The sequence below is a fragment of the Nocardiopsis alkaliphila YIM 80379 genome, from assembly GCF_000341005.1.
GTDB classification, from domain to species: domain Bacteria; phylum Actinomycetota; class Actinomycetes; order Streptosporangiales; family Streptosporangiaceae; genus Nocardiopsis; species Nocardiopsis alkaliphila.
Genome location: NZ_ANBD01000136.1, coordinates 1 through 16,588, shown reverse-complemented (window position 1 = coordinate 16,588; position 16,588 = coordinate 1). Strand labels below are relative to the sequence as shown.

Annotated in this window: 11 protein-coding genes; 5 read left to right on the top strand and 6 right to left on the bottom strand. The window is 68.8% G+C overall.

The features are described from left to right. Positions 1–59 precede the first annotated feature (59 nt). The 5 genes from D472_RS0119110 to D472_RS0119090 all read right to left on the bottom strand — a co-directional run bounded on the left by D472_RS0119110 (position 60) and on the right by D472_RS0119090 (position 7,581). Positions 60–1,196, bottom strand: coding sequence for an L-cysteine desulfhydrase Cds1 (locus D472_RS0119110; RefSeq protein ID WP_026117865.1), 1,137 nt, complete (start codon positions 1,194–1,196; stop codon positions 60–62). A gap of 129 nt (positions 1,197–1,325) precedes the next feature. Further along, entirely contained in the window at positions 1,326–1,652 is a 327-nt protein-coding gene (locus D472_RS0119105; RefSeq protein ID WP_026117864.1) for a tetratricopeptide repeat protein, read from the bottom strand. A 219-nt stretch (positions 1,653–1,871) separates the two neighbouring features. Then, complete coding sequence (locus D472_RS0119100) at positions 1,872–2,402, bottom strand: beta-class carbonic anhydrase (RefSeq protein WP_017606073.1); 531 nt, start codon at positions 2,400–2,402, stop codon at positions 1,872–1,874. Positions 2,403–2,482: 80 nt separating this feature from the next. Next, positions 2,483–4,975 (bottom strand): DNA gyrase/topoisomerase IV subunit A, encoded by a 2,493-nt coding sequence (locus D472_RS0119095; protein ID WP_017606072.1) that lies wholly within the window; start codon positions 4,973–4,975, stop codon positions 2,483–2,485. A 284-nt stretch (positions 4,976–5,259) separates the two neighbouring features. Next, on the bottom strand, positions 5,260–7,581 hold the full coding sequence (locus D472_RS0119090; protein WP_017606071.1) for a glycosyl hydrolase: 2,322 nt from the start codon (positions 7,579–7,581) through the stop codon (positions 5,260–5,262). Between the two features lie 277 nt (positions 7,582–7,858). Between D472_RS0119090 and D472_RS0119085 the strand changes: the two genes are divergently transcribed. Next, positions 7,859–10,015: a RecQ family ATP-dependent DNA helicase gene (locus tag D472_RS0119085; protein ID WP_017606070.1), complete on the top strand. Its 2,157-nt coding sequence runs from the start codon at positions 7,859–7,861 to the stop codon at positions 10,013–10,015. Between the two features lie 172 nt (positions 10,016–10,187). On the opposite strand, the gene D472_RS0119080 is transcribed toward D472_RS0119085, so the two are convergent. Next, a complete protein-coding gene (locus D472_RS0119080; protein WP_017606069.1) occupies positions 10,188–11,123 on the bottom strand; it encodes a carbohydrate kinase family protein in 936 nt (311 codons plus the stop codon). Positions 11,124–11,398: 275 nt separating this feature from the next. Between D472_RS0119080 and D472_RS0119075 the strand changes: the two genes are divergently transcribed. From D472_RS0119075 to D472_RS0119060, 4 genes are all read left to right on the top strand, one after another. Continuing rightward, the gene (locus tag D472_RS0119075) at positions 11,399–14,119 is read left to right on the top strand and encodes a bifunctional acetate--CoA ligase family protein/GNAT family N-acetyltransferase (protein WP_017606068.1); all 2,721 of its coding nucleotides are present in this window, start codon (positions 11,399–11,401) and stop codon (positions 14,117–14,119) included. A gap of 68 nt (positions 14,120–14,187) precedes the next feature. Next, positions 14,188–14,784 carry a DUF5998 family protein gene (locus tag D472_RS0119070; protein ID WP_051046033.1) on the top strand — a complete coding sequence of 199 codons (597 nt, stop codon included), beginning with the start codon at positions 14,188–14,190 and terminating at the stop codon, positions 14,782–14,784. Between the two features lie 233 nt (positions 14,785–15,017). Beyond that, on the top strand, positions 15,018–15,836 hold the full coding sequence (locus D472_RS0119065) for an enoyl-CoA hydratase-related protein (RefSeq protein ID WP_017606066.1): 819 nt from the start codon (positions 15,018–15,020) through the stop codon (positions 15,834–15,836). 77 nt (positions 15,837–15,913) lie between these two features. Next, positions 15,914–16,567 carry an MBL fold metallo-hydrolase gene (locus tag D472_RS0119060; RefSeq protein WP_017606065.1) on the top strand — a complete coding sequence of 218 codons (654 nt, stop codon included), beginning with the start codon at positions 15,914–15,916 and terminating at the stop codon, positions 16,565–16,567. Positions 16,568–16,588: the final 21 nt, after the last annotated feature.

Genomic DNA, 16,588 nt, shown 5'->3' with positions numbered 1-16,588 from the left:
ACACGTTCGGCGGTGCGGGCCCCGTGTCCATTTCGGCTTTCGAGGATTCCCACCGGTTCTCAGGGCGCCTGGGGAGGTTCCCACACGCCCTCGGCGAAGAAACGGTCGATGGCGTCTCGATAGGGAGTGGGATCCAGACCGCGCTCGCGGACCCAGGCGTCGTTGTAGTAGCTGTGCTGGTAGCGTTCACCACCGTCACAGATCAAGGTGACCACGCTGCCCCTACGGCCCTCACGGAGCATCCTGGCGACCAGGTGCCACACTCCCCACAGGTTCGTACCGGTGGAACCCCCCGCGCAGCGCCCGGTGACGTCGTTGAGGTGACGCATCGCGGCGATGCTCGCGGCATCGGGCACCTGCATCATCAGATCGATCACCGACGGCACGAAGCTGGGCTCCATACGCGGGCGGCCGATCCCCTCGATCCGAGACGGCGTCCCGGTGACGTAGTCCGTCGCGCCCGTGACCCAACCGGGAAAGAACGCCGAATTCTCGGGGTCCACGACCGCCAAGCGGGTCTGCAACCGTCGGTAGCGCACGAAACGGCCGATGGTCGCCGAGGTACCGCCGGTCCCCGCGCCCACCACGATCCAGTCGGGACAGGGATGGCGCTCCATCGCCAACTGCTCGAAGATCGACACGGCGATGTTGTTGTTGCCACGCCAGTCGGTGGCCCGCTCGGCGTAGGTGAACTGGTCCATGTAGTGTCCGCCGCTCTCGGCGGCCAACCGCTCCGCCTCGGTGTACATCTTCGACGGCTCGTCGACGAAGTGGCAGCGTCCGCCATGGCGTTCGATGAGCGCGATCTTCTCCGGGCTGGTCTTACGCGGCACCACCGTTACGAAGTCCAACCCGAGCAGTTGGGCGAAGTAGGCCTCCGAGACCGCGGTCGACCCCGAACTGGCCTCCACGATCGTGGTGCCCTCGGTGATCCACCCGTTGGCCAGCCCGTACAGGAACAGCGAACGCGCCAAGCGGTGCTTCAGACTGCCGGTGGGGTGCACCGACTCGTCCTTCAGGTACAGGTCGATGCCCCATTCGGGGGGTAGTGGGAACACGTGCAGATGGGTGTCGGCCGAACGGGTGTCGTCGGCGATGACCCGACGCACGGCTTCGTCCGCCCAGGAACGGGTGCCGGCGGACCATCGGTCGACCCATGGGGCGTGGGGGTCGTGGTGTTCGGGTGTGGGAGCCATGTCCGCAGCGTAACCGGCACGAGTGGAGGCGACCAGCGACGGAGGGGTGGAACCGTGGGCTTCGGTCGAGGGCGGTGGAGGGCCGGTGTCCGCCAAGGAGCGGGACCGACCCCTCGCCCGCGGACGTGGTCAGTCCAGGGAACCTCCGGTCATCACCGCGTGGAGCCGACGGTAGGTGGACGCCTCCTCATGGCGGTTCTGCCTTTCCAGGGTGCGTGCCAGCGCGATGTGCGCCCAGTTGTCCACCGGGTCCAACTCGATCATGGTGCGGAAGGTCGCCTCGGCCCGGTTGAGCTGCGCGGAGTGGAAGTAGGCCAGACCCAGCAGTTCGAGGAGGGAACGGCTGCCGGGCTCGTTCTCGACCACGGGCTCCAACAGGCGGGCGGTGTAGATCGGATCGCCCAAGTCCAGGAAGACGCGGGCTTGGTTGTAGATGTCGTAGGTGCTCTCTTGCACGGTGCTCCTCTCGACGCGCCACACCCTCGGCAGGACACAACGGTCGATGAGGCGACCGCATTCCACCGGGGCGGACGGACGGGCGAGAGCCCGATGCCGGGAGGTCGGTCGTGGTCTCCACGCCCACTGGGGTGATCCCCTCTGGAGTGGGCTTCGACACCTCGACGTAGCCGATGGCCGGCCCTTTTCCACGCAGGGAAGGGCCGGCCATCGATGGGATCAGAGGTCGACCGGGCTGACCTTGCCCGTGTCCACGTCGTAGATCGCTCCGGCCACCGGCAGCTTCTTGGGCAGCAACGGGTGGTGCCTGATGCGCTCCAGGTCGTGTTCGAGCGCGCCCAGTTGATCGTTGTCGGTGTGGAATTCCAGGCTGCGGGTGTCCACCCCGTGCCGGGTCTCGATGAGCCGATGCACCTCGGCGTCACCGGACACCGACGCCATCTTGCAGCGGGTGTGGGGCAGGACCAGCACCCGGTCCACGCCCAACAGGTACACCGCCAGAACCAAGGTACGCAGGGTGTCATCGGTGACCCGGGCGCCCGCGTTACGCAGGATCTTGGCGTCACCAGGACCCAGCCCCAACATCTCCAACGGCTCGATCCGCGAGTCCATGCACGTCACCAGGGCCAACCCGCGGGCGGCCAGCGGTTCGAGGCCGGCCAGCGAGAAGTTCTCGACGTAGTCGGCGTTGGCGCCGAACACGTCGTCGAAGGGCCCTGGGGGAGGGGTGGTGTCGGTGTTTCCGCTCACGTGGAGTTTCTCCCTACGTTCATGGTGTGTGCGCCGTGCACGACGAAAAGGACGCGTGTGCACGGCACGCGATGTCGACCTCAGGAGCTCGCCTCGGGCGGAGTGATGCCCGAGTCGGTCTGCCCGCTGCCGACCGTGGTGATGGCGCGCGGTAGTGCCTCACCCGAACCGTCCCGCCGCTCGGTCGGGTCGGGCAGTCTGATCGGCTTTCCGTCGGCCCGCGAGGCGCGGGCGGGGAGCCTTCCCACCCACGCGAACAGCAGGACGTCCTCGCCCTTGAGGTAGCGGTGGCAGCGTACACCGCCGGTGGCTCGGCCCTTGGTGGGATAGGCCTCGAAGGGGGTGACCTTGGCCGATCCGGTCTGGGTGCCCGCCAAGGCGTCGCTGCTACCGGACACGGTCACCACTACCGAATCCTGGGGGCTCGGTACCGCGCCGAACCACAGTACATGGGCGTCTTCGGCCAGGCGTACACCGGCCACACCACCGGCGGGTCGACCCTGTGGGCGCGCCGTGCTCGCGGAGAAGCGCAGCAGTTGTGCTTCGGAGGTGACGAAGGCGAGGTCCTCCTCGCCGGTGGACAACTGGGTGGCGCCGATGACGCGGTCGCCCTCCTTGAGCGTGATGATCTCGAAGTCGTCCTTGTTGGGCGGGTAGTCGGGGGCGACCCGCTTGACCACACCGTCTCGGGTGCCCACGACGAAGCCGGGGCCCTGGGTGTCCATCGACACCACGGTCACCACCGTCTCGTCCTCGTCGAGTTGGACGAACTCGCCTACGTCCAGCCCGGCGGCCAGGGGCGGACGTTCCGGTTCGCCCTCCTGCTCGGGCAACTCCGGCAGTTCCACGACCGGGACCCGGATCATTCGGCCCATGCTGGTGACCAGACCGATGTCCGAACGCGAAGTGGTGGGCACGGACACGTGGAGGGCGTCATGCGGGGCACGCAGCCCTTCGTAGGGGCGCGGCGGGGCGGCGTCCTTGGTCCGGACGATGTGTCCGTCCACACCGAACAGCACGTGGCAGGGCTGGTCGGCCATCTCCAGCGGGATCACGGCGGCACGGGAGGCACCGTCGCTCTCGCGCAGTCGGGTGCGTCGGGGGACGGCGAACTTCTTGGAGACCTCGTTGAGCTCCTTGGACACCAGACGGCGGAGCTTCTTGTCGGACTCCAGGATCGAGGTGAGCTCGTCGATCTCCTTGTTCAGTTTCTCTCGCTCGGTCTCCAGCTCCAAACGGTCGAAACGGGTCAGGCGGCGTAGTGGGGTGTCGAGGATGTAGCGGGCTTGGACCTCGGACATGTCGTAGGCGCCGATGAGGGCCTCGCGGGCGGCCGCGGTGTCGTCGGCCTCACGGATGAGCGCGATCACCCGGTCGATGTCGAGTAGTGCGACGACCAGACCGTCGACCAGGTGCAGGCGTTCCTGACGCTTCTTGCGGCGGAACTCGCTGCGGCGACGCACCACTTCCAGACGATGGTCGACGTAGACCTGGAGGAGTTCGCGCAGACCCAAGGTCTGGGGCTGACCGTCCACCAGGGCGACGTTGTTGATCCCGAAGGACTCCTCCATCGGCGTGAGCCGGTAGAGCTCCTCCAGGACTGCCTCGGGGTTGAAGCCGTTCTTGAGTTCGATGACCAGACGCAGCCCCTGGTTGCGGTCGGTCAGGTCCTTCAGGTCCGAGATGCCCTGAAGCTTCTTGGACTGCACCAGCTCCTTGATACGGCTGATGACCTTCTCCGGCCCGACGCTGTAGGGCAGCTCGGTGACGATCAGACCGGTGCGGCGCGCGGACACCTTCTCGATGGACACGGTGGCCCGGGTCTTGAAGGTGCCACGGCCCTTGCGGTAGGCGTCACGGACGCCGTCCAGGCCGACGATGGTGCCGCCGGTGGGCAGGTCGGGGCCGGGGACGAACTTGGTGAGCTCTTCCAGGGTGGCGTCGGGGTGGGCGATCAGGTGGCGAGCGGCCGCGATGACCTCACCGAGGTTGTGCGGGGCCATATTGGTGGCCATGCCCACGGCGATGCCGCTGGTGCCGTTGACCAAGAGGTTGGGGAAGGCCGCGGGCAGGACCTCGGGTTCGGTCTCTTGACCGTCGTAGTTGGGCTTGAAGTCGACGACGTCCTCGTCGATGGAGGAGACCAGGAGTTCGGCGGCGTTGGCCAGGCGCGCCTCGGTGTAGCGCATGGCGGCCGGGGCGTCGTCGCCGCCCAGGGAACCGAAGTTACCGTGGCCGTCCACCAGCGGTACCCGCATGGCGAAGGGTTGGCTGAGCCGGACCAGGGCGTCGTAGATGGCGGAGTCGCCATGGGGGTGGAGTCGGCCCATCACCTCCCCGACCACGCGGGCGCACTTGACGTGTCCGCGGTCGGGCCGCAGACCCATCTCGTTCATTTGGTAGAGGATGCGCCGTTGGACCGGCTTCATGCCGTCGCGCGCGTCCGGTAGCGCGCGTTGGTAGATCACCGAGTACGCGTATTCGAGGAAGCTGCCGCGCATCTCCTCGGAGACGTCGATGTCGATGATCTTCTCGGCGAGATCCTCGGGGGGACGGGAAGTAGTACGGGCCATGTCCGTAATTCTGGCCTGCTCCGGTGACTGAAACGTACACGGGTGTGTGGTCGGGTGGGTGTGAGTCGTGTTGCAGCCGGGTTTCGCACCGCCCGGGAGGGGGTTTCCGCCCCCGACGCGGAGCGGGGGCGGAAACCTCGTGCCAGTGCGGTGACCTCCCTTTATCCAGATGCCTCGGGTTCTGTTCGGTGAGCCACGGAGGGTGCCGTTCGGGTGCCCTCAGATTCTTGACTCCCAGGCGCCCGAACACGTCGAAGCGAAACGCAGGTGCTAGAAGACACCGCCTAGGACAGCACGGCGACCTCTCCGGCGGGGACCTCCAGGACGGTACCGTCGGAGAAGGTGACGGTCCGGGCCCGCGTCGAGGGATTGAACGCCGTGTAGGTGCGGGTTCCGGAATCGTCGAAGACCGCGTAGTGGGCGGTGTCGGCGGTCACGGACACGTCCACGGTGCCGAACTCGGCGAGGGTGGACACCCACTGATAGGTGTGCGGCTTGGAGCCGCCCGCCTCGGGTTCGTAGGTCTGCCACTGCTCCTCGAACATGCGCAGGGCGTCCTCGCCGTCGGACAGGGCCCGGTGCGCCCAGTGGATGTCTCGCCAGATCTCGGGCTCGCCGCCGAGCTTGTCCACCAATGACCGGTAGATCACTCCGGCGTGCTCGGGGTCGTGGCCCAAGTAGAGGGAACCGGCGGTGATGGGCAGGTAGTTGATGCCGTAGTGCTCCTCGTCGCCGCCGTCCCACCAGATGCGGTAGTCGCCGCCGTCGCCCCAGACCATGCCGACGACGTCCTCGGTGTAGTCCTCGGGGAAGGTGTCGCCGCCCTGGTTCTGCCAGTAGCGGGCGATGGTGGAGGCCTGGGTGGTGTGCAGGTACACGCCGAGGTCACGCAGTTCCTCGTCGCCGGTCAGCGCGCCGAAGTGGGCGGTGGCCGCGGCGAAGTGCATGCCCTCGGAAGAGGACTCCTGGTTGTTGCCGGCGGCGAATCCGGCGTGGCCGGAGGCCCAGCCATGTCCGGCGTAGGGGGAGAAGGAACGCAGTCGCGGGAACATCTCATCGTCGGGGTCGGTGGCGGCGACGTCGCGAATGAGCAGTCGGATCATGCCGCCCCAGGCGTCCTCGGCGGCCCAGTCGGCGTCGTAGCGGGCCACCACCGCGGCGGCGGAGACGAAGTAGCCGTAGTGGAAGTCGTGGTCGTTGAGTTCGGTGGCGGCACCGAAGCTGTCGGGGTAACCGAGCATGGCACCCCAGTCGGCGTCGTGGTGGAACTGGCGGGTGCCTCCGGGGGTCAACCAATCCTCCAGGCGTTCCTTGACCAGGCCGAGAAGCTCGTCGCGGGCCTCGGTGTGCCCGATGGAGTCGGCGATGGGCACCAACTGGGCCAGGCGGCCCATGGCCTTGCCGTCCCAGTAGGTGTCACCGGGTTCGGGGAAGGGTTCCTCTTCGGCCAGGACCTCGTCGATCAGTGCGGCCATGCGGTCGTGGTCGGCTCCGTCCACGGTGGGCAGGCTGGGCATGATGCCCTGGGTGGTGAGTTCGGTGGTGAAGGAGGCGCCTTCCCAGACCCGCATTCGACCGCGTGGTGAGGCGTAGACGAGGTCGGTGAGCTCCCCGGTGACGTGCTCCCACTGGTGCGGGTAGAGCGCCATGAGGCTGCCGGTCTCCTCGCCCTCACGCGCCTCCGTCTCCAGTCGGTAGGTGCTGGTGAGGGTGGCGGACGACTCGTCGTAGTCGTACTCCACCCTGGAGTCGGTGACGAAGGAGTGGGCGTAGGGGGCGAAGGTCCCCAGGTCGTCGGGGGCGGGCAGGACGGCCACGGAGTAGTACCCCTCGTCCCCGGTGTCGGCGGTCAGGGTGTCACCGGCCAGGGACCAGGGGGAGTCGGACGGGGAGAACAGGGCGTAGTGGCGGCCGTTGACGGTGGCGCCGATGGTCGACCCGTCCTCGTGCCAGATGTCGGGGGTACCCGAGAAGGTGACCTCCGCGGCCCCGCCGGAGGTCTGGGCGTAGGCGAAGGGCAGGCCCTGTCCGAGGGTGACCCGCAGGGTGGAGCCGCCGCCCTCCCAATGAGCGGTGACGGTCCAGTCGCCGTGGTCGGCGGTGCGGGTGTCGGGGGAGTCCAGATCGGTCACGCCGAGGCTGAGGTCGGTGACGGCGGTGTACTCGTACTTGAGGCCCTCGCCCACCATCTGGTGGGAGTCGGGGTAGCCCATGTTCAGCCCGCCGGAGTGGGGCTTGAAGCTCAAGGGGTGGGCGAAGAGGTTCTCTCCGTGCGGGTTGTCCGGATAGCGCTGGAAGATGAGGGAGGACCACCACTCGTTGGTGGGCGCAGGCCCCTCGAAGTCGTCGGTGACCTTGGGGGAGACCGAGGCGCCGTTGAGGTCGGAAGGGCCGGAGCGGCCCTCGGGCAGGGTGGTGGTGTAGCCGCCGGAGCCGACCGGTACTTCGGCGGTCTCGTTGGAGACGGGGGTGGCGTCGCCGGTTTCGACGCCGATGATCGCGAGGGCGGAGCCGCCGACCACGAGCGCCGAGGCGGCGGCGAGCAGGCCGAGCCTGCTTCCGCGTGAGCCCGGGCGCGCGTGAGCGGGGCGGCGGGGGTGTCCCATCGTGTGCCTTTCATGCTTCTCGGTGGGTGCGCAACGTAGCGGGAGCGCTCCCATTGCAGAGAGGACGTGAGTCCTTGCGCACAGTGTTCAGATCACCCCCGGCGGACGCAATGCCATGAGTCGAGAACGTTTCCTTTCTGTGACCATTAGGGTCTTGTGCGGTGGAATGGGACCAGGTCCCATGAACATCGAATGTGGCACCGCGACCCACCGAAGTGGAAGTCGGTCCTCGTGGACACCCGCCCGCTCACTCGGCACCTCTGGTACCAAAGAGAGCATGGCCACTCCCACCGATCCGACCACCCACACCGGCGCTCTGCGGGCACGCGCGGAGGAGCACCTGCGAGCCCTGGCCGGTGACTCCGCCCGCCTGCGCGAGGACCAGTGGACCGCCATCCACGCCCTGGTCGCCGACCGTCGCCGTGCCCTGGTGGTGCAGCGCACCGGTTGGGGCAAGTCGGCGGTGTACTTCGTGGCCACCGCCCTGCGTCGGGCCCAGGGCGCCGGACCCACCGTCATCGTCTCCCCCCTGCTGGCCTTGATGCGCAACCAGATCGCCGCCGCCGAACGGGCCGGCATCCACGCGCGCACCATCAACAGCGCCAACACCACCGCCTGGGAGGAGACCTACGCCGAGGTCGCCCAAGGGCGGGTGGACGTGCTCTTGGTCAGCCCCGAACGGCTCAACAACCCCGAGTTCCGGGACCGGGTCCTGCCCGCGCTCGCCGCCGGGGCCGGTCTCGTCGTGATCGACGAGGCGCACTGCGTCTCCGACTGGGGACACGACTTCCGCCCCGACTACCGACGCATCCGCTCCCTGCTGCACGACCTGCCCGAGGGGATCCCGGTGCTGGCCACCACGGCCACCGCCAACGAACGTGTCACCCACGACGTCGCCGAACAACTCCAGGCCGGCGCCGACCGGGCCAACACCCTGGTCCTGCGCGGCGCCTTGGACCGGGAGAGTCTGCGCCTGGCCGTGGTCCAACTGCCCGACCCCACCGCCCGGCTCGGTTGGCTGGCCGAACACCTGCCCACCATCCCCGGCTCGGGCATCGTCTACGCCCTCACGGTCAGCGCCGCCGAGGAGACCGCACGCTTCCTGCGTGAACAGGGGATGGAGGTGCTGCCCTACACCGGACGGACCGACCCCGACGAACGCCGAAGCGCCGAGGACGCCTTGCTCGGCGACCGGGTCAAGGCGCTGGTGGCCACCAGCGCCCTGGGCATGGGTTTCGACAAACCCGACCTCGGCTTCGTGGTGCACCTGGGAGCCCCACAATCGCCCATCTCCTACTACCAGCAGGTCGGACGCGCCGGTCGTGGTGTGGACCGCGCCGAGGCGGTTCTGCTTCCGGGCCGCGAGGACGTCCAGATCTGGGAGTACTTCGCCGGCCTGTCCTTCCCACCGGAGGAGACCGTTCGACAGACCCTCGCCGTGCTGGACGAGGCCGACGAGCCCTTGTCGGTGGCCCACCTGGAGACCCGGGTGGATCTGCGCCGCACCCGCTTGGAACAGATGCTCAAGGTGCTGGACGTGGACGGGGCGGTGCGGCGGGTGCGCGGTGGCTGGATCCGCACCGGGCGGCCATGGAGCTACGACGCCGACCGCTACGCCCAGGTGCGCGCCGCCCGTGAACGCGAACAACGCGCCATGCTCGACTACATCGCCACCGACACCTGTCGGATGGAATTCCTTCGTCGTCAACTCGACGACTTCGAAGCGAGCACGTGTGGTCGCTGTGACGTGTGCACCGGGAGGTTCTGGCCCACGGAGGTGGGCACCGGGCGCCGTAGGGCCGCCGCCGACCACCTGGATCGACCCGGTACACCCATCGCCCCACGCCGCCAGTGGCCCACCGGGATGGCCACCCTCGGCGTGAACCTGTCCGGGAGGATCCCAGCCGAACTACGCGCCGGCGAGGGCCGCGCCCTGGGCCGTCTCACCGACATCGGTTGGGGCACCGAGCTACGTCGCGTCCTGGCCGAGGACGCCCCCGACGCCCCGGTGGACGAACACGTCCTCCAGGGCGTGGTGCGGGTCCTGGCCTCCTGGGAATGGGCGAACCGGCCCGTGGGCGTGGTCGCGATGCCCTCGCTCACCCGACCGAAGCTGGTCGAGGACCTGGCCGCCCGTTTGGCCTCTCTGGGGCGGCTCGCCCCGTTGGGTTCGCTGTCCTACCGCACCGCTCGCGGCCCGGGTGCCCGTCGACACAACAGCGCCATGCGCCTGGAACAGGTCTACTCCGAACTGGTGGCCGACCCCGAACTCTCCTCCCGGGTGGCCCGGCTACAGGAGCACACACCGGGACCGCTGCTGCTGGTGGACGATGTGGTGGACACCGGTTGGAGCCTGACCGTGGGCGCCGCTCTCCTACGCGAGGCCGGGGCGCCGGAGGTGCTGCCCCTCACCCTGGCCAGCAGCGGTGGCTGACCCCGTCGGTACCGTCCTTCCCGCCGTGGGCACCGCCGGCGTACGAGGGTGGTGACGGTGACCGATACCTCGGACGGAAAAGGGCCCGTGGCCATTCGGCCAGGGGCCCACCGAAATCCTTCCCAGTGGCGTGCCGGTCGGGGTCCATCCCGTCGCGACGCCTGGAACGGCACTAGCGAATGCGCTGACCTCTGGGGGCACCTCTTCGCACCGGCTGTCCGTCGCCCAGGTCCGGACGGGCGCCCGGCTGGTGCAGGGCACGGGCGGCCAACCCACTGGCCCGGCCCAGCGCCTCCTTGGGGTGGCGCCCCGCCAGCCAAGACGGGAGGAACCCGGCGATGAACGCGTCACCGGCACCCACCGATCCCGGGGACGGCTCCACCGGCTCGGCCGGGGCCCGCACACAGTCCTCACGGGTCTTGGACGCCCACAGGCCGCCTTCTTCGCCGAGCTTGATCACGACGTTGGGGAACCAGGCGGTCAACACCTTGGCGGCGGCCTCCGGTTCGTCGCGACCGGTGAGAACGCGGGCCTGGTCGACGTTGACGAACAGCAGTCGTGCGCCCTGGGTCCATTCCAGGAAGTTCTCCGCGCCCGCACGCTCCAGCGGCGCGTGCGAACCACCGTCCACCGAGATCGACATGCCGCTCTCGCGGGCCATGCGCAGGGCCACCCGGGCCGCGCGGCGCGAGTCGTCGTTGATCAGGGTGTAACCCGACACGTGCAGGTGGCCATCCGGGCCGAACACGTCCCGAGGCAGGTCCTCGGGTTGCAGACGGGCGTTGGCGCCGGGGTCGCTGAGCATCGTCCGATCACCCCGATGGGTGATCATGACGACGCACTGGCCGGTGGGGCGCTCAGGGTCCATGACCATGCGCGAGTCCAGGCCGTAGCCCATGAGTTCCATCTCACGGGTGCGCCCGGTGATGTCGGAGCCGCGACGGCCCACGAACGTGGTCTCCACACCCTCGACCGACAACCAGGAGGCGATGTTCGCCCCGGAGCCGCCTCCGTACATGACCACCGAGGCAGGGGTGTCACTGCCCCGGGCCAAGGGGTGGAAAGCACGTGCGACGACGTCGGTCATCAGATCACCGATCACGACCACTCGAGTCATTTCGACAGCCACCACCGAGGGTTGAGAACCTGTGCCCGCTTGACGTTAACAGGTTAACGATCAGGGGCGGATAACGAAGTGACAGCGCCCTGGACACACGGTGAAGAGGGCACTGTAGGGCCGAGCGACCCACCGGACCAGGGTACGTGGAGCCGGATGCGGACCGACCCGAAAGCCGTGCGGGGGAGGGGCGTTTCGATGGTGAATTCTGGTGTACCGCATGAACTTCAGACGGAATCGGTCGATTGTCGTCTAGTCTCGCAGTCGTGCAGTCCTACCCGAACCACTGGGAAGCCGACGTCGTTCTGACCGACGGAGGCACCGCGCATCTGCGCCCCATCACCCCAGACGACGCCGACCTGCTGCGCGAGTTCCACGCCAGGCTCTCACCGGAGACCATCTACTACCGGTTCTTCGCGCCCTATCCCAAACTCTCCGACCGTGACGTGAAACGTTTCACCACGGTCGACTACGAGGAGCGCGTGGCCCTGGTCGCCACGATCTCCGACTCCCTCGTGTCCGTGGTGCGCTACGACAAGGTCGCCCCCGAGGAGGCCGAGGTCGCCTTCGTCGTGGAGGACGGCCATCAGGGGCGCGGCCTGGCCTCGGTCATGCTGGAGCACATCGGTGCGGCCGCCCGTGAACGCGGGGTGCGCCGGTTCATCGCCGACGTGCTGCCCGAGAACCGACGGATGATCAACGTCTTCCGTGAGGCCGGCTACACCGCGCAGCAGACCTTCGACGAGGGGATCATCCGGCTCACCCTGGACCTCCAACCCACCGACGACTCCCGTGAAGTGATGCGGGCCCGCGAGCAGCGCGCCGAGTCCCGTTCCATCGCCCGGTTGCTCTTCCCCGAGTCGGTGGCGGTCATCGGCGCCAGCCGCACCGCCCACACCATCGGCCAGACCGCCCTGCGCAACCTCCTGGGAGGGGAGTTCCAAGGCCCGGTGTACCCGGTCCACCCCGAGGCCAAGGCGGTGGTGGGCGTGCGCGCCTACCCGTCGGTCCTGGACATCCCCGACCAGGTCGACCTGGCCGTGGTGGCGGTCCGTGCGGACACGGTCGTCGACGTGGTCGAACAGTGCGCCGAGAAGGGCGTGCACGGCCTGGTGGTGGTCAGTTCCGGTTTCGGCGAGATCGGTCCCGAGGGCCGTGTCCGCCAAGACGAACTGGTGCGCACCGCCCGCGCCGCCGGAATGCGCGTGGTCGGACCCAACTGCCTGGGCATCGCCAACACCGATCCCGGCGTCTCACTCAACGCCACCCTCTCCCCGGACCTGCCCCCGCCCGGTCCCATCGGCTTCTTCTCCCAGTCCGGTGCCTTGGGCCGGGCCATCCTGCAACGGGTCGCCGAACGCGGCATGGGCCTGTCCACCTTCGTCTCCGCGGGCAACCGCGCCGACGTGTCCGGTAACGACCTCATGCAGTACTGGCAGGAGGACCCCGCCACCAAGGTCGTCCTGCAATACCTGGAGTCCCTGGGCAACCCGCGCAAGTTCACCAGGCTGGCCCGTCGCCTGGCCAAACAGAAGCCGGTCGTGGCGGTGCGTAGTGGTGGTTCGGCCAGGGCCACCCCCACCGGGCACGCCGCCGGTGGTCTGGCGCTGCCCGACTACGCGGTCACCTCCCTGTTCCAACAGGCCGGTGTGGTGCGTGTGGACGACATCACCCAGATGTTCGACGCCGCTCAGGTGTTCGCCTACCAGCCCCTGCCCGAGGGGCCGCGCGTGGGCATCATCGGTAACTCCGACTCCTTGGAGTTGTTGGTCAAGGACGCCGCCGTCCGCCAAGGCCTCAAGCCGCACGACCCGGTCAACCTGGGCCCGCAGGCCACCGCCGAGGACTTCGACCAGGCCCTGAGGGAGGCGTTGGCCGATGCTCGGGTGGACTCGATCGTGGTGGTGTTCATCCCCGCCCTGCACCCGATCGGCGACGACGTGGCCCGGGTCCTGCACGCCCGCTCCCTGGAGTCGGACAAGCCCATCGTCACCACCTACCTGGCCCGTCAGGGTATTCCCGAGGAATTGCGCCACGTCGGTGACCTGGGCCAGACCCTGCCCGGATCGGTGCCCTCCTACCCCGCGCCCGAGGACGCCGTGCGCGCCTTGGCGCACGCCACCCGTTACGCCCAGTGGCGTGACCGCAAACCCGGTCGCCACCCCGAACTGCCCGACATCGATGGTGCTCGGGCCCGCGCGGTCATCGCCCGGGTACTGGCCAAAGCGGACGCCGAGCAGGGCGACGTCGCCTGGTTCGGGGGTGAACGCCGCTACGACGAGGAGACGGCGATCTCCGGGGAGGAGGCGCGTGAACTGCTGTCCTGCTACGGGATCGACGCCTACCCCGACATCAAGGTGCACTCCGGGGAGGAGGCCGTGGTCGCCGCCGGGGAGTTGGGTTACCCCGTCGTGGTCAAGGCCGACGCCCCCGACCTGCGGGTGCGCTCGGGTGGCACGTTCGTCCGGGCCGACCTGCGCACCCCCGAGGACGTGCGTAGCGCCTACCTGTCCCTGCACGACCGCTTCGGTGGCGAGGCGGACCTGGTGGTGCAGCGGATGGCGGCTCCGGGCGTGCCCACGGTCGTGCGGGCCGGTGACAACCAGTCCTTCGGTTCGGTGGTCTCCTTCGGCTTGGCCGACGTCACCGCCGAACTGCTGGACGACCGGTCCTTCCGACTGGCTCCGTTGACCGACATGGACGCCGCGGACCTCATCCACGCGGTCCGTGCCGCCCCATTGCTGTTCGGCCTTCCGGCGGGGGCGACCTCCCTGGCCGATCAGCCCAACGTGGAGGCCTTGGAGGAACTCCTCATCCGTGTCTCGCGCCTGGTGGAGGCCTTCCCCGAGATCGGCTACGTGGACCTGGACCCGGTCCTGGTCAACGCCACCGGCGCCCATGTCCTGGGCGCACGCGTGTGGCTGCGTGAGGCTCCCGACGTGCGCCCGGACGCCGGGCCTCGCAGGTTGCGCGGGGTGACGTTCTGATCCGGAACTGGCCCCTTCGTTTCGGTGGACGGTCGCGAAGTGTCACCGGGAGGGGGCAGGATAGAGACATGAGGAAAACACGTGCCGTGCCCACGGACTGGCGGCTGGAGATCGAACGGAGCGGTTACTACCCCGCTCTGGTCATCGATGCCGTCGCGGACGCCCTGGGTGATGAGAACGCCGAGGCGTTCATCGTGCACCACGAGGCGACCTTCGATCCCGCGATGGAGATGCGACGGCACATCACCGTGATGTTGCTGACCGCGACCCGACTGGTGGTCTGCCACACCGATGAGCACCCACCGACCGAAGCGGGCGGTACCTCCCACGCCTCCACCACCACCGACAGCATCCAACTGGAGAACATCCAGTCGGTGGCGCTGACCCGGGTGGTGCCCAACCCCGCCCAGTACACCCCGGGGAGCACCCCCAGCGAGCTGGTGCTCAGCGTCAACCTGTCGGTGAACTGGGGCGCGCTCGCCCACATCGACCTGGAGCCCGCCTCCTGCGCCGATGAGAGCTGTGAACTCGACCATGGCTACACCGGTGCCATCACCGCCGAGCCCCTCACCCTGAGGGTCAGCGAGGCGGCCGATGGGGCCGAGGCCGTCCAGGCCATGCTGCACTTCTCCGACGCCCTGTCGAAGGCGTCGCGGACCCGTTGAGCCGGTCCGGGAAAGGGGTGGGGCCGTGATGGCCCCGCCCCTTTCGTGTCTGGGCCGGGGCGCTTCCAGCCGGCCGGCGTATGAGGGCTAGCGTGTGACCCACACGACAACGGTGCGAATCCCCGTTTCGCGCCGGGCCCCGAGCCGACCTTCGCGTTCTCGTCCTGGGCACCCGGACACGGTCCGAAGCGAGGCGGAGGGGCGGAACGAACACAGAGAAAGGCCGGTCCGCGATGACGCAGGATCCCCCGCCCCCGACCCCCGACACCCCGCTCGTGCGGTGGAGCGTCGACCGGGGCATCGCCACGATCACCCTCGACTCTCCGCGTAACCGCAACGCTTTGTCGGCCCGGTTGCGCGCACGACTCTCCCAGGCGCTCACCGACGCCATGGCCGACGACGACGTGCGCGCCGTCGTCCTCACCGGAAGCGGACCGGTCTTCTGCGCCGGTGCCGACCTCAAGGAGATCGGCGCGGCCCTCCAGGGGCGACCGATCGAACCGGCTCCCGAACTGCCCGAGATCTTCGAGCAGATCATGGGCGGCCCCAAGCCCGTGATCGCGGTGCTCAACGGTGTCGCCCGCGCCGGCGGCATCGGTCTGGTCGCCGCAGCCGACATCGCATTGGCCCCTCAGAGCGCCACCTTCGCCTTCACCGAGGTGCGCATCGGTGTCGTTCCGGCGATCATCTCCGTTCCGGTCTCCGCTCGCATGCACCCCCGCCACCTCAGCCGCTACTTCCTCACCGGTGAGGAGTTCGACGCCTCGGCGGCCGTCGAGGCCGGCCTGCTCACCCAGGCCGTCCCGGACCAGGACATGGAACAGGCCGTGGAGGCCGTCCTCGAAGGACTGCGCGCTTGCGCGCCAAGGGCCTTGTCCCGCACCAAGCAGCTCCTCGGTGAGCTGCACGGTGGCGCCCAGGCGGCCCCCGACCGCCGTGTGGAGGCGTTCGACCGGATGGGGGAGCTGTCCAAGGAATTCTTCGCCGGAGAGGACGCCGCCGAGGGCCGCATGGCCTTCTTCGAGAAGCGGCCGCCGCGCTGGGCCCGCTGATCGCACCAGGGCGGGCTCCCGATGGCGGGCGTCCGCCCTGGGTTCCTACGCTCCCGGCGACGGGTGACAATGGTCGGGTGAGCTACTCCGGAGATACCAGGGTCGGCGGCCCCGCCGACCTGCGACAACTACCGCATCTGACGATCACCAAGCTGGCCGTTGGCCCGATGGACAACAACGCCTACCTCCTGCGCTGCCGGGCCACGGGCGAGGCCGTCCTCATCGACGCCGCGGCCGAAGCCGACCGCATCCTGGAAATGGTCGGTGAGGACGGACTGGCCCGCGTGGTCACCACGCACCGCCACCAGGACCACTGGCAGGCCCTGGCCGAGGTCGTCGGCCAGACCGGTGCCCGTACGGTCGCCCACCCCGACGACGCCGACGAGCTTCCGGTCTCGGTGGACGAACCCGTCACCCACGGCAGCACGGTCCCCGTCGGGGACTGTTCGCTCATCGTGATCCACCTGCGTGGACACACACCCGGGTCGATCGCCCTGCGTTACGACGACCCCGAGGGCCACACCCACCTGTTCACCGGGGACAGCCTCTTCCCGGGCGGGGTCGGCAAGACCTGGTCCGATGAGGACTTCCGCACGCTCTTCGCGGACGTCTCCGAACGCGTCTTCGGCTCCATGGCCGACGACACCTGGGTCTACCCCGGCCACGGCAAGGACACCACCCTGGGTGCGGAGCGACCCCAACTCGCCCAATGGAACGAGCGCGGCTGGTAGCCACTCAGCCTCCGTAACAGC